General features: G+C 41.5%; 19 protein-coding genes. 8 read left to right on the plus strand and 11 right to left on the minus strand.

All coding sequences use genetic code 11. The features are described from left to right. Nucleotides 1-172: 172 nt before the first annotated feature. Complete coding sequence (locus RMZ95_RS26495) at nucleotides 173-625, minus strand: hypothetical protein (RefSeq protein ID WP_322662022.1); 453 nt, start codon at nucleotides 623-625, stop codon at nucleotides 173-175. A gap of 376 nt (nucleotides 626-1,001) precedes the next feature. Between RMZ95_RS26495 and cobS the strand changes: the two genes are divergently transcribed. Beyond that, nucleotides 1,002-1,778: an adenosylcobinamide-GDP ribazoletransferase gene (cobS, locus tag RMZ95_RS26500; protein WP_322686415.1), complete on the plus strand. Its 777-nt coding sequence runs from the start codon at nucleotides 1,002-1,004 to the stop codon at nucleotides 1,776-1,778. 52 nt (nucleotides 1,779-1,830) lie between these two features. Here cobS and RMZ95_RS26505 read toward each other — a convergent pair whose 3' ends face one another. From RMZ95_RS26505 to RMZ95_RS26520, 4 genes are all read right to left on the minus strand, one after another. Beyond that, nucleotides 1,831-2,286, minus strand: coding sequence for a PPC domain-containing protein (locus RMZ95_RS26505; RefSeq protein ID WP_322670317.1), 456 nt, complete (start codon nucleotides 2,284-2,286; stop codon nucleotides 1,831-1,833). An 86-nt stretch (nucleotides 2,287-2,372) separates the two neighbouring features. Continuing rightward, complete coding sequence (locus RMZ95_RS26510) at nucleotides 2,373-3,050, minus strand: ComF family protein (protein ID WP_322670318.1); 678 nt, start codon at nucleotides 3,048-3,050, stop codon at nucleotides 2,373-2,375. A gap of 100 nt (nucleotides 3,051-3,150) precedes the next feature. Further along, nucleotides 3,151-3,642 (minus strand): GNAT family N-acetyltransferase, encoded by a 492-nt coding sequence (locus tag RMZ95_RS26515; RefSeq protein WP_322670368.1) that lies wholly within the window; start codon nucleotides 3,640-3,642, stop codon nucleotides 3,151-3,153. Between the two features lie 565 nt (nucleotides 3,643-4,207). Continuing rightward, nucleotides 4,208-5,374 carry an AI-2E family transporter gene (locus RMZ95_RS26520; RefSeq protein WP_322670319.1) on the minus strand — a complete coding sequence of 389 codons (1,167 nt, stop codon included), beginning with the start codon at nucleotides 5,372-5,374 and terminating at the stop codon, nucleotides 4,208-4,210. A 274-nt stretch (nucleotides 5,375-5,648) separates the two neighbouring features. On the opposite strand from RMZ95_RS26520, the gene RMZ95_RS26525 reads away from it, so the two are divergent. Then, the gene (locus RMZ95_RS26525; protein WP_322686624.1) at nucleotides 5,649-5,990 is read left to right on the plus strand and encodes a hypothetical protein; all 342 of its coding nucleotides are present in this window, start codon (nucleotides 5,649-5,651) and stop codon (nucleotides 5,988-5,990) included. Between the two features lie 286 nt (nucleotides 5,991-6,276). Next, nucleotides 6,277-7,701 (plus strand): LCP family protein, encoded by a 1,425-nt coding sequence (locus RMZ95_RS26530; RefSeq protein WP_322670320.1) that lies wholly within the window; start codon nucleotides 6,277-6,279, stop codon nucleotides 7,699-7,701. Here the strand turns inward: RMZ95_RS26530 and RMZ95_RS26535 are convergent. The 6 genes from RMZ95_RS26535 to RMZ95_RS26560 form a co-directional block, all read right to left on the minus strand. Further along, the gene (locus RMZ95_RS26535; protein ID WP_322686414.1) at nucleotides 7,673-8,767 is read right to left on the minus strand and encodes an anthranilate phosphoribosyltransferase family protein; all 1,095 of its coding nucleotides are present in this window, start codon (nucleotides 8,765-8,767) and stop codon (nucleotides 7,673-7,675) included. The two genes, RMZ95_RS26530 and RMZ95_RS26535, sit on opposite strands and share 29 nt — an antisense overlap. 379 nt (nucleotides 8,768-9,146) lie before the next feature. Then, nucleotides 9,147-9,788 (minus strand): FHA domain-containing protein, encoded by a 642-nt coding sequence (locus tag RMZ95_RS26540; protein ID WP_322670322.1) that lies wholly within the window; start codon nucleotides 9,786-9,788, stop codon nucleotides 9,147-9,149. Further along, nucleotides 9,766-11,904: a substrate-binding domain-containing protein gene (locus RMZ95_RS26545; RefSeq protein WP_322686413.1), complete on the minus strand. Its 2,139-nt coding sequence runs from the start codon at nucleotides 11,902-11,904 to the stop codon at nucleotides 9,766-9,768. Before RMZ95_RS26545 ends, RMZ95_RS26540 begins: the two co-directional genes overlap by 23 nt. Nucleotides 11,905-11,947: 43 nt before the next feature. Beyond that, nucleotides 11,948-12,628: a response regulator transcription factor gene (locus RMZ95_RS26550; protein WP_322686412.1), complete on the minus strand. Its 681-nt coding sequence runs from the start codon at nucleotides 12,626-12,628 to the stop codon at nucleotides 11,948-11,950. A gap of 36 nt (nucleotides 12,629-12,664) precedes the next feature. After that, nucleotides 12,665-13,786, minus strand: a complete 1,122-nt coding sequence (locus tag RMZ95_RS26555) for a HAMP domain-containing sensor histidine kinase (protein ID WP_322686411.1) — start codon at nucleotides 13,784-13,786, stop codon at nucleotides 12,665-12,667. Nucleotides 13,787-14,215: 429 nt separating this feature from the next. Further along, entirely contained in the window at nucleotides 14,216-14,389 is a 174-nt protein-coding gene (locus RMZ95_RS26560) for a hypothetical protein (RefSeq protein ID WP_322686410.1), read from the minus strand. Nucleotides 14,390-14,648: 259 nt separating this feature from the next. Between RMZ95_RS26560 and RMZ95_RS26565 the strand changes: the two genes are divergently transcribed. The 5 genes from RMZ95_RS26565 (at nucleotide 14,649) to RMZ95_RS26585 (ending at nucleotide 18,830) form a co-directional block, all read left to right on the plus strand. Beyond that, entirely contained in the window at nucleotides 14,649-15,488 is an 840-nt protein-coding gene (locus RMZ95_RS26565) for a Pvc16 family protein (protein WP_322686409.1), read from the plus strand. Nucleotides 15,489-15,518: 30 nt separating this feature from the next. Beyond that, the gene (locus RMZ95_RS26570) at nucleotides 15,519-17,180 is read left to right on the plus strand and encodes a phage tail sheath family protein (RefSeq protein WP_322686408.1); all 1,662 of its coding nucleotides are present in this window, start codon (nucleotides 15,519-15,521) and stop codon (nucleotides 17,178-17,180) included. A gap of 126 nt (nucleotides 17,181-17,306) precedes the next feature. Then, nucleotides 17,307-17,762 (plus strand): phage tail protein, encoded by a 456-nt coding sequence (locus tag RMZ95_RS26575; protein ID WP_094331970.1) that lies wholly within the window; start codon nucleotides 17,307-17,309, stop codon nucleotides 17,760-17,762. 214 nt (nucleotides 17,763-17,976) lie between these two features. After that, on the plus strand, nucleotides 17,977-18,471 hold the full coding sequence (locus tag RMZ95_RS26580) for a phage tail protein (RefSeq protein ID WP_322686407.1): 495 nt from the start codon (nucleotides 17,977-17,979) through the stop codon (nucleotides 18,469-18,471). Between the two features lie 11 nt (nucleotides 18,472-18,482). Next, nucleotides 18,483-18,830, plus strand: coding sequence for a hypothetical protein (locus RMZ95_RS26585; protein WP_251959044.1), 348 nt, complete (start codon nucleotides 18,483-18,485; stop codon nucleotides 18,828-18,830). Nucleotides 18,831-19,050 lie beyond the last annotated feature (220 nt).

Consider the following 19,050-nt stretch of genomic DNA (forward strand, 5'->3'; position numbering starts at 1 on the left):
GCCTTGCGATACTAGCAGCCATAAAACCAAATGGTATTAGGGCAAAATTCATATTATTTGGCTAAATTATGGACAAACATCAAGATTGGTAGTTGAGTTTTAGCGAACACTTAAGCATTCATTATTAACCTAGTTACCAACTTTACAAGTATATACTCTAAATAATTGTTATTTAGAAAGAATCAGAACAGTCATCGTCAATTTCTGCATCCCACTTGGCTGAGAGTACTTGTTCCATCATCGCTTCTATAGCGCTGACATTGAAGCTTCGCTCTCGTCGCTCTTGTAAAGGTGTCGAGCGGGGAATTAACCGCAGACACAATCCTTCTTGCATCAAATCGAAGTAGGTTTCTTGTTGCGACGACTGTTTTAGTTCTAAATAATCAAAACTACAAACATTCAGATATAGCGCGCGGTTAGCCACTAAGGTAGACCTTTGCGGATTGGCAAAAACTTCCATCACATCCCCTTCACCCTCGCTCAGTACCTTATCTTCTTGGGTGTAGATGTAGTGGACTCGACCTAAATCTGCCAGCAATCGCCGGATGTCGAGCTTATTCACAATGATGCCCGTGTTAATAATGCACGGAGCTGGTATCCTGGTGTCGGGTAGATGATGACTCATAGGAAAATTGCGATTGAGCTAAGGAGAGCAACAACATAGCTAAACTGTCATAATTGAATAGCTTCTTTACTCCCTACATTTAAAAAAATATCAATTTTATGGGGCAATCGTCTAATAATTTGGAGTAAGTTTTTAGTTAACGAATACAAAACAGAAATTTTGCTCCTTGATGGAATTTTAACTTCCTAAGTTAGTCGTTTTTGTATAAAAAAATACTCAAAAATATTTGTTTACCACTTAGACCAGCATAACAAAATTTTCAACGAGAATGTTTAATAGAAGTAAATCTTATTTAAAGTTTTAAAGTCTACTGATGTCGGTTCTACCGAAATTATGACTATTATCCAGCAATTTACCAAAAATTAATGTAATTCAGATGACGAAACAGCAACAGTGGTGGAAAAAGCTGCTGTTAAAGCTGGCAGCTAGTATTATATTTTACACAAGTATTCCGTTACCGTATTTGAACGGATTGGACTTTCAAAGAGTAGCACGTCTTGCTTCGCTTGTCGGAGTAATGATTGGGGGAATTTTAGGGTTTCTGGATACGGGGATGGATTATCTGGGGATGCCCGTGTTAACTCGTAGTGCTTTAGTAGTAAGTGTTTGGATTGCCATAACTGGAGGATTGCACTTAGATGGGGCAATGGATACTGCCGATGGTTTAGCAGTGGGCGACCGAGATCGGCGACTGGAGGTGATGGCAGATAGTGCTACAGGAGCCTTTGGAGCAATGGCTGCGATCGCCTTGGTGCTACTGAAAATAACAGCTTTGACAGATATGCCAGAAAACCGTTGGTTGTTGCTGATGGCTGCTTGTGGCTGGGGACGTTGGGGACAACAGCTAGCGATCGCCCGATACCCTTATCTGAAAGCAACTGGTAAAGGCGCATTTCACAAACAAGCCATTCGTTCTTACAAAGATTTGTTACCGGGATTATTATTGTTGTTTAGTTTGAGTGGTTTACTTTGGCTGATAAATAGACAGCAACTATTTCTCGCACTGGCAATGATAATTGCTGGAAGTGCGATCGCTACTTTAACTGGTGCATGGTTCAACCACAAATTAGGTGGACACACTGGAGATACTTACGGCGCAGTCGTTGAGTGGACTGAAGCCTTATTTCTCTGCGTACTGACTGTAGGAAGTTAGGAGTGAGGAGTCAAAAGTGAGGAGTTAAAAATCAAACTCCAAACTCCTAACTTTATTTAATCGGTTGCAACTTTGTCACTTTGAGTTTAAAAGCCCCAACCCCAGTTTCCCCAAAAGACCGGACACGAATAACATAATTCCCTGTCTCTACGATGCGAGTAAAGAGTAAGGAATTGCTACTACCATCAGGGCCATCATCATTTTCTGCCAAAGTCGAACCATCAGGTGCTAGCAGTGTGATGATGCTGTCAAAGTTTTCCGATGACAGGTCAACTGCTAAATTGTCGCCCTTCTGCAACTTCACAGTGTAATCACGGGCAAACCCACCTTGACCTGTGGGAATATCTTTGTCTGAAAGGCGATCGTCAATTTCAGTACTGTTAGATAAAGGAATTGGACTATACAATTTATTTTGAGCAAAAGCTGCACTAGTACTAATGCCTATTGCCAGCAATGTGGCAGGAATGATGACGAGTTGTTTTAAACCTGCCGCAAAAACTTTATTCATACATTTAAAGCAATTTTTCTACAAAAATAGGGTAATTAGGTCAATTTATGTACTTATCCGTCAAAGCTTGCCTATTGCTTCTTAATTTATCCGTCTTTGACGGCAGTGGCTACAGCTACTAATCCTAAGACCACAATTCCATACTGACGAAGTGTTTGCACAGCAGACCTGGCAGTAGCACCAGTAGTATAAATGTCGTCCACTAACAGCACTGGAACATTTGGAGGACGATGGCGAAATTCTTGCCCAATAGCAAAAGCTTGGTTCAAGTTTTTTTCTCGTTTAGATACCGACAAACCAAACTGCGCTTCAGTTTCTCGCACTCTTGCTAAACCATTTAGTTTCAATTTTAATCCAGTTATTTCGCAGAAACTTTGTGCTATCAGTGCGGCTTGATTGTATTTACGTTGTTTTTGTTTACTAGCGTGAAGTGGGATAGGAACTACTACAGGCTGGCTATCTCGCTTCGGTGAATTTAACAACCATGCTTCCCCTAACCATTGACCCAAAGGACGAGCGATTTGGGGTTGATTTTCGTATTTCATCGCTGCGATCGCTCGTTTCACTGGCCCACCATATTCCCCCCAGCCAAACACTGGTATAGGCTCTTGCCATAGAGAAATCGGGTCTTTACGTTGACATTTTTGCAGTTGTCTGGTGCAGTTTTGACAGAATTCTTGGGAAGTTGCGCGTTGACATAGAGGGCAATGGGATTGAAGAAAAAGATTGAGTAAGCCTGTGAGATTTTTAATCCAAGCGTGCATTTAAAATTGTCCTTTGTCATTTGTCATTTGTCATTTATCCTTTGTCATTTGTCCTTTGTCGTTTGTTTTTAGCTAATGACTAATGACTAATGACTAATGACTAATGACTATTGATCAATGACTTAACATACACGCGATCGCACCTTGTTGTTTCCACTCCTGTTGCTGGAGTGTAGCCATTGTTTTCATACAGCTTGACTGCTTCCACCAAAACACTGGCGGTTTCAATCCAAATTTGTTGAAAACCACGCTTTGCGATCGCTGCTTCTAGCTGTTGTAACAAATATTTCCCTAATCCTAAACCCCTAATGCTGGGTAAAAGATACATTTTGCGGATTTCTACAGCTTTTTCACCTCGGTGTATGGGGTAGTATGCTCCAGTACCTACTAACTGACTTTGGTGTTCAATTACCCAAAACTCTCCCCCAGTAGCTAAATAACATTCCTCAACTCGCAGCACATCTTGGTCAGCACCCTTGGGTTCCCAAGCCAGACCGTATTCTGATAATACATAACTGATGACTTCGGCGGCTCTTGTGCGATCGCTTTTCACCCAATCACGAATTAAAAAATCTTGATAATAGTTTTTCATTACCATTTGCTGGTCAAGTTTACCCAGAAAAATTTTCCGCATCTATATCCCAATTTACTCAGCAAATAGCAATTCTTGCAGAGTTCATTTCAAGCTGTAATCTCTAGGCGTGAATTAAGTCCACAAATTCGGGAATTAATTCAGTCACGTTCCCAGGTGATTATTCAGGGAGATGGTATCGATCGGCAAGTGTAGAACTTAGCAATTTCACTCCTGCTGCAATTTAAAAGCACTTTTTGCAAAGTAGTTTCCTTTCCTAAATTCTAAATTAGATAATGATTCTGAAAGTTAGATTTATTTAAAAGCTTAAAAGCTATTTAGAATATTGAAGCGAAACACCAACTGGCATTCATTTCTTGTGGCAAAAGCTGACTTTTCACAGTATTTAGAAAATTTTGATATTAAACAATCGCTTGCAACAGAATTTAAGAAATAAGAGGGGTAAAGGGAAAAAGGTTAATAATAGTCTCCCACCATAGAAGCAATAGCTTTTTACCCTTTCCCTTGTCCCTTACCGTTCCTGATAAATAATTGATGATACACTTCCTGCTCCTGCCTTCTTGTATTAAGGCAATGTTGCTTCAGAAATGCTCAAAGTTTTGTTGTCGTCGGCTTTCGAGGACTCATTTCCTGGAACGGATGCAGTTATCTCCCCAATGGCGCTGTCATTTGTCCCAGTACCAGGACGCAAGGCACTTAAAGCAGTCTTAATCACAACAGCTGTAGGTACTGCCACAATTACACCTAACAGTCCGCCAATTCTTGCCCCTGTTAAGACCGAAATTAAAATCCAAACTGGATTTAAACCGGTAAAACTGCCTAAAATTCGGGGGGCAATTAAGTTTTCGAGAATTTGCTGTACAATTACCGCTGCGATCAACACTCTCACACCCATTGAAAAATCTTGCAACGCTACCAACAGTGTAGTCAGGGCGATGCCTACAGAACCGCCAAAGGGAACGAGAGCCATCAGTCCAATAGTTAGTCCGAATAACAATCCAAACGGCACTTTCAGCCACAAAAAGGTAGGAATAAGGGCTGAAGCCATACAGGTAGATAAAATCAACTGGGTGATGAAGAAATTTTGGAAACTTAGGCGGACTGTTTTAGAGAAAGGCTCGCGAAATTTATTAGGTAGCCATTCAACTAAACTTTCCCAGAGTTCACCCCCATGCTGTAAAAGATAAAAAGTCAAAACCATCGTCAAGAGAATATCTAGCAGACTAGTAACTGTCAGTACAGCTAGATTTAAAACTTGTCCGGCGATCGCTTGTAATTGTCCTTTGACGCGATCGTTGATTTGCACTACCAGAGCATCGAGGTTAATCGGTAAGCCAAAAGTCTCAGCTTTTTCGTTTAATATCATTAACTGAGAGCGTCCAGAGTCGATCAGCTCTGGCAAACGAGCCACCAGTTGTTCAGCTTGGGTAAGAGCCAAGGGAAAAAGTGTCACACCCAACGCCAATAAAATCGATAAAGCCAAGAGAAATACTAAAATAGCAACTTGCTCTCTCTTAGCACCATGATGCTCCATCCAGCTCACGGGGTAGTTGAGCAGAAATGCTAGCACTGAGGCTCCGACTAAAATGACTATGAGAGAATGGAAATAATTGAAAAATACCGAAATTGCCCAACCATTGATAACTAGCAGCGGAGCAAATAGCGCGATCGCCCCGATTCGCGCTATTGGAGTAAATGTTTGCCACCAGTCGAGTAGCTTACGTGTCTGCATTTTGAGCTGATTGCGGAATAGAACTAAATGAAATTTTTCCTTACAGCTTATTATCTCTAACTATATGAATCTTATTCATCCTTCTAGTTTAGGAGTTAGATTAACCCCAATGAAGAATTTTGAACCGAAAGACAATAGGGACTGGGGACTGAGGACTGGGGACTGGGGACTGGGGGAAGAAGAGGGACAAGGAGGACAAGGAAGAATTATTCCAGAAGTCTCTTTTTTGTCTTCTTCCAATTCCCAATCTCCAGTACCCAATCCCCAGTACCCAATGCCTAAAACACAGTTGCTTTTACATTTAGTTCCGATCGTCGGCTTTTTTCCATCCTTGTGGACGCTCTATCGAGGCCAGGGTAATCGGGAACAACTTGCTATTAGTCGTCTGTCTATTACTTTGGCACTTACTTGGTTGTTGAGTTATCTATTATTGGCTACCGGGGCAGCAACTTCAGATTTTTTTCCGCTACGTCTATTTATCCTCAATAGCTTTCTCACGTCAGGTTACTTTTTAGTAAGTATTTGGTTGATTTTGCGCCTAATGCAGGGCAAATCTAGTCGTTTACCAGGGTTTAGTAATTTAGCTGAACGAGTGCTTGGCAAGTATTTATCTTAATTTTTTAAGGCGATAAATTGTCGGTGTTTTTACTGAATTTTGGAAAATTTCTGGCTGATTTCTTTATATATCTAGTCAAATCCAGTTTATTATTGCCATACTTCAGTAAAACATCTCCAGGTTGTCCCAAAAAAAGAATAAATGCTGCTATAAGTGTTGTGGTTGACACTACATTAAAAAAGTTAGCACCGATAATTAAGAGTTAGCTATTATGGGTTAATTTGTTTAGGTGTTTTTAGTCTGCAAAATTACTGAATTTGATTAGTGAGTAAGTGTGAGGAAGTCTGTGACCATTCAAAGAAGTTCGGCGGAAGAAAACCAGTCGGGAAAAGCCTCAAAATCCAATAAAAAAATTCCCCAAAGCTCAACATCAGGGCGGTGGCTGTGGTTTTGGGTAGGTATGGGTGGTATTGCGATGGTATCAGCAACTGCGGGGGCGCTTTTAGCAGTGTCTTTGACGAGTACGCCTTTGCAACAAGCGCAGCTAACTCCAAAGGATGAGGCGGCCTTTGATAGCGATCGCATTTCTGGAGGTGTGCTGCGATTTTCAGAATTAACTCGTCCAGTGAATCTTTTGGTGATGGGAATGAGCGTACTTCCCCCAGATATCCAAAACCCTCCTGAAGATACCAAAAATCTCAAATACCTGCCCCAAGTCAACTCTTTTGATGGTCTTTCTGATGTGATGCTCTTGGTCAAATTCGATCCAGAGACGAAAAAAATAAATATGCTCTCCATTCCCAGAGATACCCGCACGGAAATAGAGGGGTATGGAGTGAAAAAAATTAATGCTGCCAATGTTGACGGTGGGCCAGCTTTGACTGCCAGAACTGTTAGTAATCTCTTAGGAGGAGCAGGAATCGATCGCTATGTCCGAATTAACGTTTTGGGAGTTGCCAAGCTAATTGATGCTTTGGGTGGCGTGACTGTCTACGTTCCTAAAGATATGAAATATCAAGATGATTCTCAGCATTTGTACATCAATTTGAAGGCTGGTAAGCAGCACCTCAATGGCGAGCAAACATTGCAATTACTGCGTTTTCGCCATGACGAACTCGGTGATATTGGTCGGATTCAGCGCCAGCAAATGGTCATGCGTGCTTTGATGGAGCAAACACTCAACCCGGCTACTGTTGCTCAATTACCGAAAGTTCTTGATGTCGTGAAAGACCACATTGATACTAACTTGACGGTTGAAGAGTTAGTAGCGCTAATGGGTTTTGGGGTGCGGACAAATCGCTCTAATATGCAAATGTTAATGCTGCCAGGTCGCTTTAGCGAAAAGAATGAATTTGATGCTAGCTATTGGTTGCCCAACAAAGATGGAATTGCGAAACTGATGGCTCAACACTTTGGTTTGGAGTCAGAACAGGAACAGCTGGCAACTACAACTAACCCCCGCTCTTTGCGTGTAGCAATTCAAGATAGTACAGGTGGCGATCGCTCTAACCTGCAACCGTTAATTAGAGCCTTAGAAAAATCTGGATATCGCAATATCTATGTGGCCAAGGCATGGGGTGAACCTCTAGATGTAACTCATATTGTCGCCCAACAGGGAGATGGTGACAGTGCCGAGTCAATTCGCGGCACTTTGGGATTTGGAGAAGTGCGGGTGGAAAGCACTGGCAACCTTGCATCGGATATCAGTATCCAAGTAGGTAAAGATTGGTTGGAACAAAAATCTATTTTGGAGAAGTCGTTGACACCCTAAAAGGTATATCTGCTGATACTGAATTTACTACCTGGCTCAGTTCTTGGAGTTTAGCTGCTACTACACCATTGGTTAATAATTCTTCTGCTTTAGCTAAACCCTCTGCCATATCTGAACAAATACCACTGCGCCATAGATAAAATCCGCCATTCCACAAGGCTGTTTGCATCAATTCACCTGGTTTACCTGCCAAAACCTCTTGAATATCCGCCACCAGTTCTTCAGTAGTTCCAAGGGGTACGTTCTTGGTAGTAAAGCCGTAATCGCGCGGTACGAGGTGCAATCGTTCTACCTCTTGGGGTGCTACGGATGAAGATAAGCTGATGATTGCAGTGCGATCGCGCGGTAAGTCGCAACTACCTTCCAATCCTTTGACTAATGTAAATTTTGTCACTCCTCGCAGTCCTAGAGCTATCTGAAACATCCCTTCTGTCGGTGGATGGACAAACCCAGCAATTACGTGAGCATCCCCAGCATAAGGACACCAAATTAGCTCCATTGTCGCCAACGGCGGACGTTTGCCAAGTTGGTCGCGGTACTCCCAAAGACTTGTAGTTAAGGGAAAATGCTGAGGTAGATAAATAAAGCCGATTCCCGTTTGCTCAAACACTTGTTGAGTTTGGGCTAGGGGTAAAGTAGTCCAATCGACTCCTAAACCCTGCCAAATATTTATCAGAGGTAAGCCGTACTTCGTGGGTAGGCGATCGCCACCATGCATTACCACTGGTTGTCCCACTGCGGCGAGTAGTAAAGCTGTGACGGGACTAATTGGTGCTGTACGTGTCCTACCATCATAAGGGATGCCAAGAGCGATCGCTGGTCGCCCAGAGGCTATGGGTTGCAGTTTTGGCCCTAGTTCCTCATAAGCATCCAACATTCCGGCTAACTCTTCTCCCGTAGGACGCTTGATTCGGTGAGCAATCAAAAAGGCTCCAATTTGGGCTGGTGTCGCTTCACCCAGCAGCATCATTTTAGTAGCGGTGGCTGCTTCAATACGAGTTAAATTCTTAGATGTGTGGTTTCCGCTGCCTACTTTTTGCAGAAATTCCCGAAATACATTGCTCATTTTTCCTTTGTCCTTCGTCCTTTGTCCACTGTCATTTGTCCATTGTCCGTGAATAACCGAAAATGGCTAATGACCGAATTATGGATTTACAGCAGTTTTCATGTATTTAGACCACAATTATGAGACCTAACCCCCAGCCCCTTCCCTACTAGCGTTGGGGAGAAAATCAAAGCCTCTCTCCTTTTAGGAGAGAGGAATGGAAGTGAGGCCTATTTGTGGTTCATTTACCTGAAAATCGCTGTAAGAAGGTAAAAATGAGTCGTCAACAGCAGGTTTACTAAATTATTTAGCCCAAAAATTTGTCTACCTTTAACAAAGGGCTTAAGCTTGTTGTTAAGCCCCAAGTCTTGTTAATTTAAAGTTATAAATCAGGTTTTTACTACACAACATATACAGTGAAATTAACTAGATTATCCTGACCAAATCGCAGGGAATCGCCGTTCAGTAGGCGATACTGCATCCCAGGAGTTAAAGGATTGTTGTTTAAATAAATACCATTTGTACTCATATCAACAATCATATAGGAATTTTGCGACCAGTCCCAATCGACTCGCGCATGACGACGTGAGACTATTCCCTCACTGGGAATGCCGGTCAAGTCAATTTCTGGCGGCGCTATTCCTGGACTCTGACTGCGGCGACCAATATAACCTCCTTCCCCAATGAGGTGAAATTCTCTGCCAGTGCTATGAATCAGCTTTAAGGCTGGCGCTCTTTGAGGTGGAGGGGTATAAACAGGTGGTGTTGGTTGATAGGAAACTCGTGGCTGATAGACTGTTGAATAATCTATTGGGGCTTGTTGGGGAGCTTGGTAGTTAGGTTGGTCTGTAGGCGGCCGCTGATACTGAACAGGTGGTTGACTAGGCTGTTGTTGAATAGGTGGAGGTTGACTAGGTGGTTGTGGTGTAGAAGAAACTACATTACCCACAGGGGTAGAACACCAGGGACAAACCTTAGCATTGTTCGGCAGGGCGCGGTTAAAATATTCGCAACTAGGATTAGGGCACCGATTTGCAGGCATAAGACTTTATATCATCAGGCATAGGTTGTAAAGCTACAAGACCTACTTTACTAAGTAAACACTGACCCTGACGAGTAGTTAGCATCTGGGCAAATGTAGAACCACCAGGTAGGCGATTGCTGTCTTTAGGGTACACCACAAAAATAGGGTATCCCAAGGGGTAGCTTTGGAAAGTTGTGACATCAACATAATAATCATCATGTTGACACAAATCATCTGAGGGATTAATTGAGCGGCGATCGCGCTTTTGAAACAGAGGTTGAATAGCGGACTTTTTAGCATCTGCGATCGCTAAAGGATAGCCAGTACACTGACTCGAAGTTTTACTGATAATCCCAAAACTGATAATACCAGTAGTTCGCCCATCTAAAGTTTCACTGCGTATCAGGTTTTGGGTTTTTGTTGTATCAAGTTTAGTAACTTTCGCTGCAAATAAAGCTTCGTCTTGAGGAGCATTTTGCAGAACTATTTGTTGAAATTTACTGATTGCTTCCGGTTCAGTTGGGGCAAAAGGTTTCACAGGCAGATTTGGAAGTTTAGGATTAATCTGCTGCCAATTAGTAATTTTGCCTGTATAAATTTGACGCAATTGCTCAAGATTGATTTGTCCCCCAAGAGCATTGGCAAGATTTGAGTCTCTTTTATTAAATGCGACAAAAACAAGTAAACCATCATAGGCTACTGGTTTTTTCGCAAGTTTATCTGTAATATTGTCTACCAAACTAGTAACGGCAAAATCTTTCTTGTTTGTTTGAACTTCTTCGATACTTTTAATCGGATTATTTATATTTGATGACAAAACAGATTTATAGTCAAATGTTGCTGTTGCATCTGGCTTTGGTCTGGTCAATAAATCTCCTAAACGGCTGTTGTCCACTAATTGCGTTAAAACAAAACTCCATGTACTATCTTTTTCTCCTGTATAAGTAAATTGTCCAGAAGGAACGTTAGGGACTTCGGAAAAATTCCGCACAAGTCTAGACCATTGGATATATTGATTAGGATTATCTGTCTTCCTACCCCAAAGCCAATACCAAATTCCCCCGCCAAGTAGTAATAGAAATAGGATTAATAACAAGATTAAGGGCGTTGGCAAAGGCTTTTTTAGTTCTTGAGAACCTGGCGATCGCACTGAATTTGAATTTTTAGCACGATCTTCTTGAGGAAGTTCTAGTAGTGCTTTACGAGCCGCTTCTGCACTTTCAAAGGGAGTTTCCAGCCCAATTAAACGATAAATAAATTGCTTTAAATTGCTATCGGTATCCGGCCATTGTTGATTATCTCTAGGGTCGAGAGGCTGGTTAGATGAAAAATTAGTTGTCCGACCTACCCATAAATAAAAGGCTAATAATCCTAATGATTCCAAATCTTGCTCAGGTCTGGCGGCAGCAGGTTGAGGAATAATCGGTGGGATAAATAAGTTTTCCCAGATAGCTAAATCACAAAAATATATAGAAAATTTTTGATTATTTTCTACTTTAATTAAAGTACTATCTAAATTGATATTACCGTGAGTAATACCCAGTTGTGTTTGATTGGAGGGAAAACGTAGCTTTTGAGTGTGGAGAAACTGGAGAGTTTGTAAACCTTGATTTAAGACTTCACGCACCTCAAGAGATGTCATTGCTCCCTTTTCTATGAGATATTTACCTAAAGTTTGGGATGACTCTATGCCTTGAGTAATTAAATAACAGCGTTCTCCTTTTTCATCTGCGATCGCTTCTTTCGTTTCCACCAGACGGAAGTTTTGAATTCGACTATCGGCTAAACTTATCCCACCTACACGTTTAAAAGTCTCTTTTCGCTTTTGAGTCTCACTTTCATTAAAAGAACGATTGGGGAGCAAATATTCTTTGATGATTACAGGTTGTTTGTCTTTAAGTTGAACACCTGAGTATAAGCGGCCTAAACCCCGCACACCGACAAAACTAGTTATTTGATAAGTTCCCTGACTTCCTTTAATCTCACCCTCCTGTGGTAAAGTCGCTGGAAAACCACATTCCAAGCAAAACTTAGCACCCTTGATTTGCTGCGCCGTTTGGAAGGGGCGATCGCAACTTAAGGGAGAATTGTACGAGCAGGGGTATTCTTGATAAAAAGATTCAAATGAAGCCATATACAAAAAGTTTCGTGAATTGCGCCGACTATTTCAGTCGCGCTCAAGCATGAACTAATCCTAGCTTGAGGGCAGTCACAATCGCTTGAGTCCGGCTAGTAACCTTCAATTTTTCAAAAATACTGGTGAGATGCGCCTTAACAGTAGCAACTGTTACATATAAATGTTTAGCGATTTCTTCATTAGAAGCACCTTGAGTTAACCAATATAAAACCTCTTGCTCTCTTTCAGTTAAATGCACCTCATGACATGCTTTTACACAAGAATCTGAATAAGCTTGAAAAAACCGGAAAAATCGACTAGCAACTTCTGAAGGTAGATAAATTTCTGACCTAGTTACAGTGTCAATAGCTTCACATAATTGGGTTGCCACACGATTTTTAAACACATAACCTGCGGCTCCTCCCTGCATCGCTCTAAAAATCCAGTCGTCTTCTTGATGAGCCGACAATACTAAAATTTTGCCACTGTAAGCAGCTTCTTTAAGACGTGCCAGAACTGTAATTCCATCACATCCTTTCAATTGCATATCCAGCAAAATTAAATCTGGACACTTCTGAGTTGTAAACTTTAAAACCTGCTCAACAGAATCTGCATCGCCAATAACTTCTACAGGTAACGCAGAATTAATACTATAAAAATTTAGGAGAGTACGTAACCCTTGACGAAAGCGTTCTTCATCATCTACAAGTAAAACCGAAAGTTTATTATTATCATTAGCCATATCTTTAATTACGAATTACGAATTACGAATTATAAATTAATTTACGCTCCTTGGTCGAGGTAAAATCAGCGAAAATTGTGCCCCACTTTCTGATAAAATTTGTGCCCAGATACTTCCTTGATGATCCAAAATAATTTTTTTAGCAATAGTTAAACCCAGTCCTGTACCTCCTTTACGTCGGGAATAAAATGGAGTAAATATTTTTTGTAAGTCTTCTTGAGACAATCCTGGCCCTCGATCGGAGATTTTAATTAAAACTTCATCTTGAAAAATTTGCCAGCTACAGGTAATAGTTCCTGAATGAGGGCTGAAATGAGCGGCATTACTGAGGATGTTATCAAAAACTTGTTTCATTTGTAATTTGTCTATTTTCAATATTGTCGATGTATCGGGAATCGATATTTTAAGTTTTTTTTGATTAATTATAGGTTGTAAATTTGTGATACTTTCAACCACTAAACTTCTTAAATCTTGAAGTGTTACCCTTAATTTTGCACTTTGACCGCAATCAATCAGTTCATTTAAATTAGTATCTAAGTCTTGTATACTTTCGCCGATGATTTTTGCTTGCTCTTGCCAAGGGCTATCCTCTAAACCTAAGCATAAATTATGTGCATACAATCCTATAAGTCCTAAAGAGTTACGCAATTGATGACCGACTCTATGTAGGATATCTTCTAAAAGTTTAATTTCAGTTTTTTGTCTGCCATAGTCCAAGGAAATATCTACATACTTACTCAGCAGCATAGCAGAGCGTTTTACATATAGTTGTAAACTCGGTGAGAGAGCTTCATGAGTAATGATTTGAATATATTCAATTTTCTGATTTCTATAAGATATGGGGCAAATGTAAGAAATAGATGAAAAGTCCTTAAGCTTAAATTCATGTAAATTCAAAACAGGCGGAAAATCTGTCAGCCATGCTTCCGAACGCAAATAAGCTAAAGTTTTTGGAGAAAAAGGAGTTTGGTCTTGACCATAATTTATAACTTCTTGATTAGTTCTCAATAATGGATCGTGATAGACAATACGAGCAAATAAAATTGGATATTGACTAGTTAATTGCTCAGACTCAAGCTGACAAAAGCTTTGGATGTCTGAGGAAGTCAAATAATTAGAGCCATTGTCTAGTTTTTGTACAGAAAAGCCTAGTGTCATAGCTTCACTCGCTTTTTGCAACCAAATGTTTTTAATCTTCTGCTGACCAGTATAAAATTATGCAGTCTCAGCAATGTTTATTTTTTTGTTAAGTTATCTTTTGGGATAATTCATCCAAATAATTATTAAGGTTTGTATTCACACGTATATCAAGCTAACTTTGCTGTGTAAAGAAGTTTGTAGTAAGGACTTTAGTCCTGATGTTAAGCACTGAAATGCTTACTACTTACCTAAGCTTTCGTTAGCTTAATAGACTACTTAGGATGTCTTTTCAGCCATTAGTCTCAAGTTAAGATGAAATCACTGGGGTCAATTAGTATAGCTAGGGACACTTCGGCAAGCTCCCTTCGACTACGCTCAGGGCGGCGCAGTGCATCGCTGGGGACTGGATGAAAAGTCTTTTTGTCTTTAGGTTTTATCCTCCTCAAATTAAAATTGAACAAAAATAATAATCGGCTGCCTGAATTCAATAAACGGCTGCCCGAATTCAATTAACGGCTGCCCGAATTCAATAAACAACACCCCAAATTCGATGAACGGCTGCCCGAATTCAATAAACAACACCCCGAATTCGATGAACGGCTGCCCGAATTCAATAAACAACTGCCCGAATTCGATGAATATACCTTTGACATTTGGGCTAACTTGACACCAATGCTTTTCAACCCACCCACAAGAAAAAATGTATGTAGTGCGTTCAATTAAGAACTGCTCCAGATTAATCTACAAACTGAAGTTGCGACTTTACGGATTCTTGACCCAATACCCGATTTAAAAAATATCGACAAAAGTCTAATTAACTTTAGAAGCCCGATACATATACTGTAGAGGCATCTGGATTAGCTACCAGCAGAACACCTTCATGCTTATCTTCGTTCTTCAAACTTTAGCCGAAATTCTCGCTGGAGGAACCTCACTTACCAGTACAGAGCAAATTGACTTTAGCCATCCTGGTAATCGTAGGGAAGAGGGAGCAGGCCCGACTCTCAATTTATATATTTTTGATATACGTGAGAGTAAGCAGGTACAACATTCTGGCAGGCAAGTAGAACGCAAGCTAACACGCGCTCTACAACCTGCTACTGTAAATTGGGCACCCGCTTGGTTTGATGTTTCGCTGCTATTAACAGCCTGGGATAGAACAGCTTTAGGTGAGCATCACTTTATTAGTGAGGCGTTGACTGTGCTGTTGCGCCATCGCACCTTGGAAGAGGAGTTTTTGGTTCCTGAATTGCGGGGCTATGGTAATTTGAACATGACAGTTGCCTTAGAGCCGCCAATTGAGATTGGCTCTTTATGGAGCGCTCTCAATGTGCCATTGCGTTCAGCCTTATATTTGACAGTTACAATACCCTTCGAGCCACAACCTACTCCAGTACCTTTGGTTTGGGAGCGAATTTTCAATTTGCGAAATCAATTGTCTCGCGATAGTGACAGTTTAGTATTAACCAGACGAGTTGCGATCGCAGGTATTGTCAAAAGTGCGATGACAAATTTGCCGCTGGTAGCGACAGAAGTGGCTGTGAGGGGAACTGAAAAATCCATATTAACCACCAAAGAAGGGCTGTTCTTCTTTGAAGACCTTCATTTAGGTAATTATGTTTTGACTCTGAATCATCCTGGCTATTTACCCCAAAACGTCAATGCATTGGTAGATAACCAAAGTAATACTTTCAAAGAAATATTTCTAACTCCTGAATAATTAGATTTTTACTGACTTGGAGAGACTTTCATGGCTAGACTTGATTACTTTGCTCCTGGTGTTTACATCGAAGAAATTGACCGGGGTAGCCGACCAATTGAAGGTGTTAGCACAGCAGTTGCCGGATTTGTAGGCTTTACAGAAGACGTTCGCGGTGGGGCTGAGTTATACAAGCCCATGCTAGTAACCACTTGGACGCAATACTTAAACTACTTTGCCCGTCTCAACTCTGATGGCTTCACCGACTTCAACGCCTATTTACCCTTTTCAGTCTACGGCTACTTTATGAATGGTGGCGGTCGCTGCTGGGTAACAAGCATTGGGACTCAGTTACCAAACGCACCCAGACCCGCAACTCCAGAACCGGCTACCCTCAGAATCAACTCTAGAGGTAATCGTCCAGCCCTCCGCTTTACTTTGCGTGCTGAACAAGCATCAGGCGGATTAGTAAATCTTGTAATTATTGATGGTTCACCGCGTGCCCTACCTGAAGGTACTGAAGGAGAAGCACCTCCAAATACGGGCGAGTATTTCACCATCCAAATTCGTCGGGGAGATGAGCTTCTAGAGGAATACGAGAACTTGACAATGAACCGCGAACCTGCTGCTCAAGCAGCGACTTATGCGGTGACGGCATTGAGAAATTCGATGTACATCACCGTAGAAGACATAACTCAAAGCGGACAGCCTTTAGCTCGTCGTCCGGTCAATGGTCAATATGAACTAGCGCCACCCATTGTTGCTGCCACACCTGATAGATTTTCGCAAAATTTAGAAGGGGTTCGAGACGATCGCACCGGGGTACGCGGTATCTTTGAAGTTGATGAAATCACAATGCTGGCCTGTCCTGATGTGATGCGGGCTTATCAAGAGCAGATACTTAATTTAGATCAAGTCCACGGCATCATCGAACTGATGATTAGTATGTGCGAGGGTTCTGCCAGTGGCGATATTCCCAATCCGCCCAACCGCATGGTTGTACTTGATGCGCCACCGGATGCCGTCAAACCGCAGCAAGTAGTGGAATGGTTGAATAGATTTAACCGTCGTTCGATGTTTGCGGCCCTTTATTATCCTTGGATTAAAGTACCTAATCCACGCGATCGCGGTAATCCAATTTTAGTACCTCCTTGTGGTCATGTGATGGGTGTTTGGGCCCGCACCGACGAAACCAGAGGAGTTTACAAAGCCCCAGCAAATGAAGTTCCCAGAGGCGTAATTGGTTTGGGCTATGACACCAACTTCCGCGAACAAGAACTATTAAATCCCTTGGGGATAAATTGTATTCGCAGCTTCCCCAATCGAGGTATCCGCATTTGGGGCGCACGCACTTTAGTTGAGCCAGATAAAACAGAGTGGCGTTACATCAGTGTGCGTAGATTAATTAGTTATATCGAAAAATCCCTAGAACTGGGGACTCAGTGGGTAGTTTTTGAACCGAACGACCAAGATTTATGGGCGCGTGTAACCCGTACTGTCAGTAACTTCTTAGAACGTATCTGGCGTGAAGGTGCATTATTTGGGGCATCTCCAGCCCAAGCATTCTATGTCAAGTGCGACGAAGAATTGAACCCACCAGAAACCAGAATTTTAGGACGTTTATATATTGAAGTCGGAGTTTGTCCCGTAAGACCGGCTGAATTTGTTGTTTTCCGCATCAGCCAATGGAATGGCATTGAAGATAGCGAATAGGGCAATTCAATTTTGGATTTTGGATTGCGGATTTTGGATTAAATTTCAATCTAAAATCCAATATCTAAAATCTAAAATTCTTGTTCCCCATTTCAAAATTAATTACACACAAAGGAGTCTAAAAGTATGGCAGGCGAATTTTTAACCTCTTGTAAGTTTTACTTCGAGGCTGACGGAATTACTGATAAATTCATCAAAGAAATTAGCGGACTAGGCGTTGAAAATACACCAGCGCAAGAAGTTCACGGTTCATCTAAGGGCGCTAAACTCATGCGTCAAGCTACACCAACTGTTGTGAAATTTACCAACATTACAGTAAAAGTCATTGCCACTGATGATATAGACCTTTATAAATGGTATCAAGACTGTAACGAAGACATGGGAGACCCTCGCAAGTGGGCACAGAATCGTAAGACTGGTTCGGTGGTTGCTTATGACCAACAAGGCTCAGAAAAAGCACGGTGGAACATTGTCAATTGTTATCCCTGTAAATACACCGGGCCTACCTTAACAGCCTCTGGTGGTGATATGGCAAATGAGACTGTTGAATTGGTTCACGAAGGAATTAAACGAATCAAATAATTAGCTTATGCAGTAATTAAGGTTTGGGAGTTTAAGTTGCATAGCCTCTACAGGCAGAACGCTTTGTGTCGGAGTCTGTTTTGCAAAGTTGCTCCTCTTGGGAGACCCCATCGCTTTTAGCGTCTCCCCTTGGGAGAAGACCGCACTTTGCGCTAAATCTCCGTCACAAAACGTAATTACGAATTACGAATTACGAATTACGAATTATTTAACAGTGGTACAATCCGCAAGCCGAATTCCAGAAGTTTTGACAGCCCATCGGTTCTATTTAGAACTGACATTAGAAGGTCAAAACGATGCCAATTGTTTCTTTTTGGAGTGTCAAGGCTTTAAAAGAACACAAGAGGTTATTGAAATTACTGAAGTCACTTCTCAAACCTGGGGTACAAAAGGGCAATCAAAAGGTCAGGTGGTGAGAACTAAGCTTCCTAGCAATCCCAAGAGTGGTAATCTCATTCTGCGTAGAGGAACCACTAACTCTATGGATTTTTGGAAGTGGTTTGAAAAAGTCGAAAAGGGTAATTGGTCACAGCAACGTAGACTTGTTGCTTTGTCTATTTATAATCAGGCAAATCAAGAAGTAGCTAGATTTGAATTAGCCGGTGCTTGGCCTGCAAGTTACAAGATTGCCGATGTCAACGCCCGCAGCCATGACATCGAAATTGAGGAGGTGGAGGTTGCTTTTGAGGAATTTAAACGCGTGAAATAATTAGGAGAATTATGTTTCCCACAGAGTTTGAATTTACACTGCCAAAGGGGTATCTAGACTCTGAAGGCAACCTCCATCGCAAAGGTGTAATGCGGTTATCAACGGCGATAGACGAAATTGCACCCTTGCGTGACCCTCGCGTTAAAGCAAATCCCGTTTATGCCACAATTATTATCTTGTCACGAGTGATTACCCACTTGGGTGCTTTATCAGAGGTTACTCCTGCAATCGTGGAAAACTTTTTTTCCCAAGATTTAAATTACCTCCAAGATTTTTACCGTCGAATCAATGGCTTGGAAGGCGAAACTTCCATACCGGAAGATACAGTAAATTCTCCCGAAGCACTTCTTCATAATTGAATTGGGCATTGGGGAATGAGGAGCAGGGGGCAGGGGACAGGGGGAAAAGTTCCAAGCTACGTCTGCAAGTATCAAAGGCTCATTAAAGGAGTTCAAAGACTCATTAATGAGTATCAAAGGCTCATTAAAGGAGTTCAAAGCCTCATTAAAGGAGTTCAAAGCCTCATTAATGAGTATCAAAGGCTCATTAAAGGAGTTCAAAGACTCATTAATGAGTATC

Origin of the sequence: Nostoc sp. DedQUE07, from assembly GCF_034530975.2 — a bacterium.
In the GTDB taxonomy this organism is placed as follows: Bacteria; Cyanobacteriota; Cyanobacteriia; order Cyanobacteriales; family Nostocaceae; genus Nostoc.

Bases quoted from the DNA above. Each gene is read 5' to 3' on its own strand.
- RMZ95_RS26545 (WP_322686413.1), bottom strand. From the start codon at position 11,904: ATGGCTTCATTTGAATCTTTTTATCAAGAATACCCCTGCTCGTACAAT.
- RMZ95_RS26550 (WP_322686412.1), bottom strand. From the start codon at position 12,628: ATGGCTAATGATAATAATAAACTTTCGGTTTTACTTGTAGATGATGAA.
- RMZ95_RS26585 (WP_251959044.1), top strand. From the start codon at position 18,483: ATGTTTCCCACAGAGTTTGAATTTACACTGCCAAAGGGGTATCTAGAC.
- RMZ95_RS26570 (WP_322686408.1), top strand. From the start codon at position 15,519: ATGGCTAGACTTGATTACTTTGCTCCTGGTGTTTACATCGAAGAAATT.
- RMZ95_RS26535 (WP_322686414.1), bottom strand. From the start codon at position 8,767: ATGAGCAATGTATTTCGGGAATTTCTGCAAAAAGTAGGCAGCGGAAAC.
- RMZ95_RS26505 (WP_322670317.1), bottom strand. From the start codon at position 2,286: ATGAATAAAGTTTTTGCGGCAGGTTTAAAACAACTCGTCATCATTCCT.
- cobS (WP_322686415.1), top strand. From the start codon at position 1,002: ATGACGAAACAGCAACAGTGGTGGAAAAAGCTGCTGTTAAAGCTGGCA.
- RMZ95_RS26540 (WP_322670322.1), bottom strand. From the start codon at position 9,788: ATGCCTGCAAATCGGTGCCCTAATCCTAGTTGCGAATATTTTAACCGC.
- RMZ95_RS26510 (WP_322670318.1), bottom strand. From the start codon at position 3,050: ATGCACGCTTGGATTAAAAATCTCACAGGCTTACTCAATCTTTTTCTT.
- RMZ95_RS26575 (WP_094331970.1), top strand. From the start codon at position 17,307: ATGGCAGGCGAATTTTTAACCTCTTGTAAGTTTTACTTCGAGGCTGAC.
- RMZ95_RS26495 (WP_322662022.1), bottom strand. From the start codon at position 625: ATGAGTCATCATCTACCCGACACCAGGATACCAGCTCCGTGCATTATT.
- RMZ95_RS26520 (WP_322670319.1), bottom strand. From the start codon at position 5,374: ATGCAGACACGTAAGCTACTCGACTGGTGGCAAACATTTACTCCAATA.
- RMZ95_RS26515 (WP_322670368.1), bottom strand. From the start codon at position 3,642: ATGAAAAACTATTATCAAGATTTTTTAATTCGTGATTGGGTGAAAAGC.
- RMZ95_RS26565 (WP_322686409.1), top strand. From the start codon at position 14,649: ATGCTTATCTTCGTTCTTCAAACTTTAGCCGAAATTCTCGCTGGAGGA.
- RMZ95_RS26525 (WP_322686624.1), top strand. From the start codon at position 5,649: ATGCCTAAAACACAGTTGCTTTTACATTTAGTTCCGATCGTCGGCTTT.
- RMZ95_RS26555 (WP_322686411.1), bottom strand. From the start codon at position 13,786: ATGACACTAGGCTTTTCTGTACAAAAACTAGACAATGGCTCTAATTAT.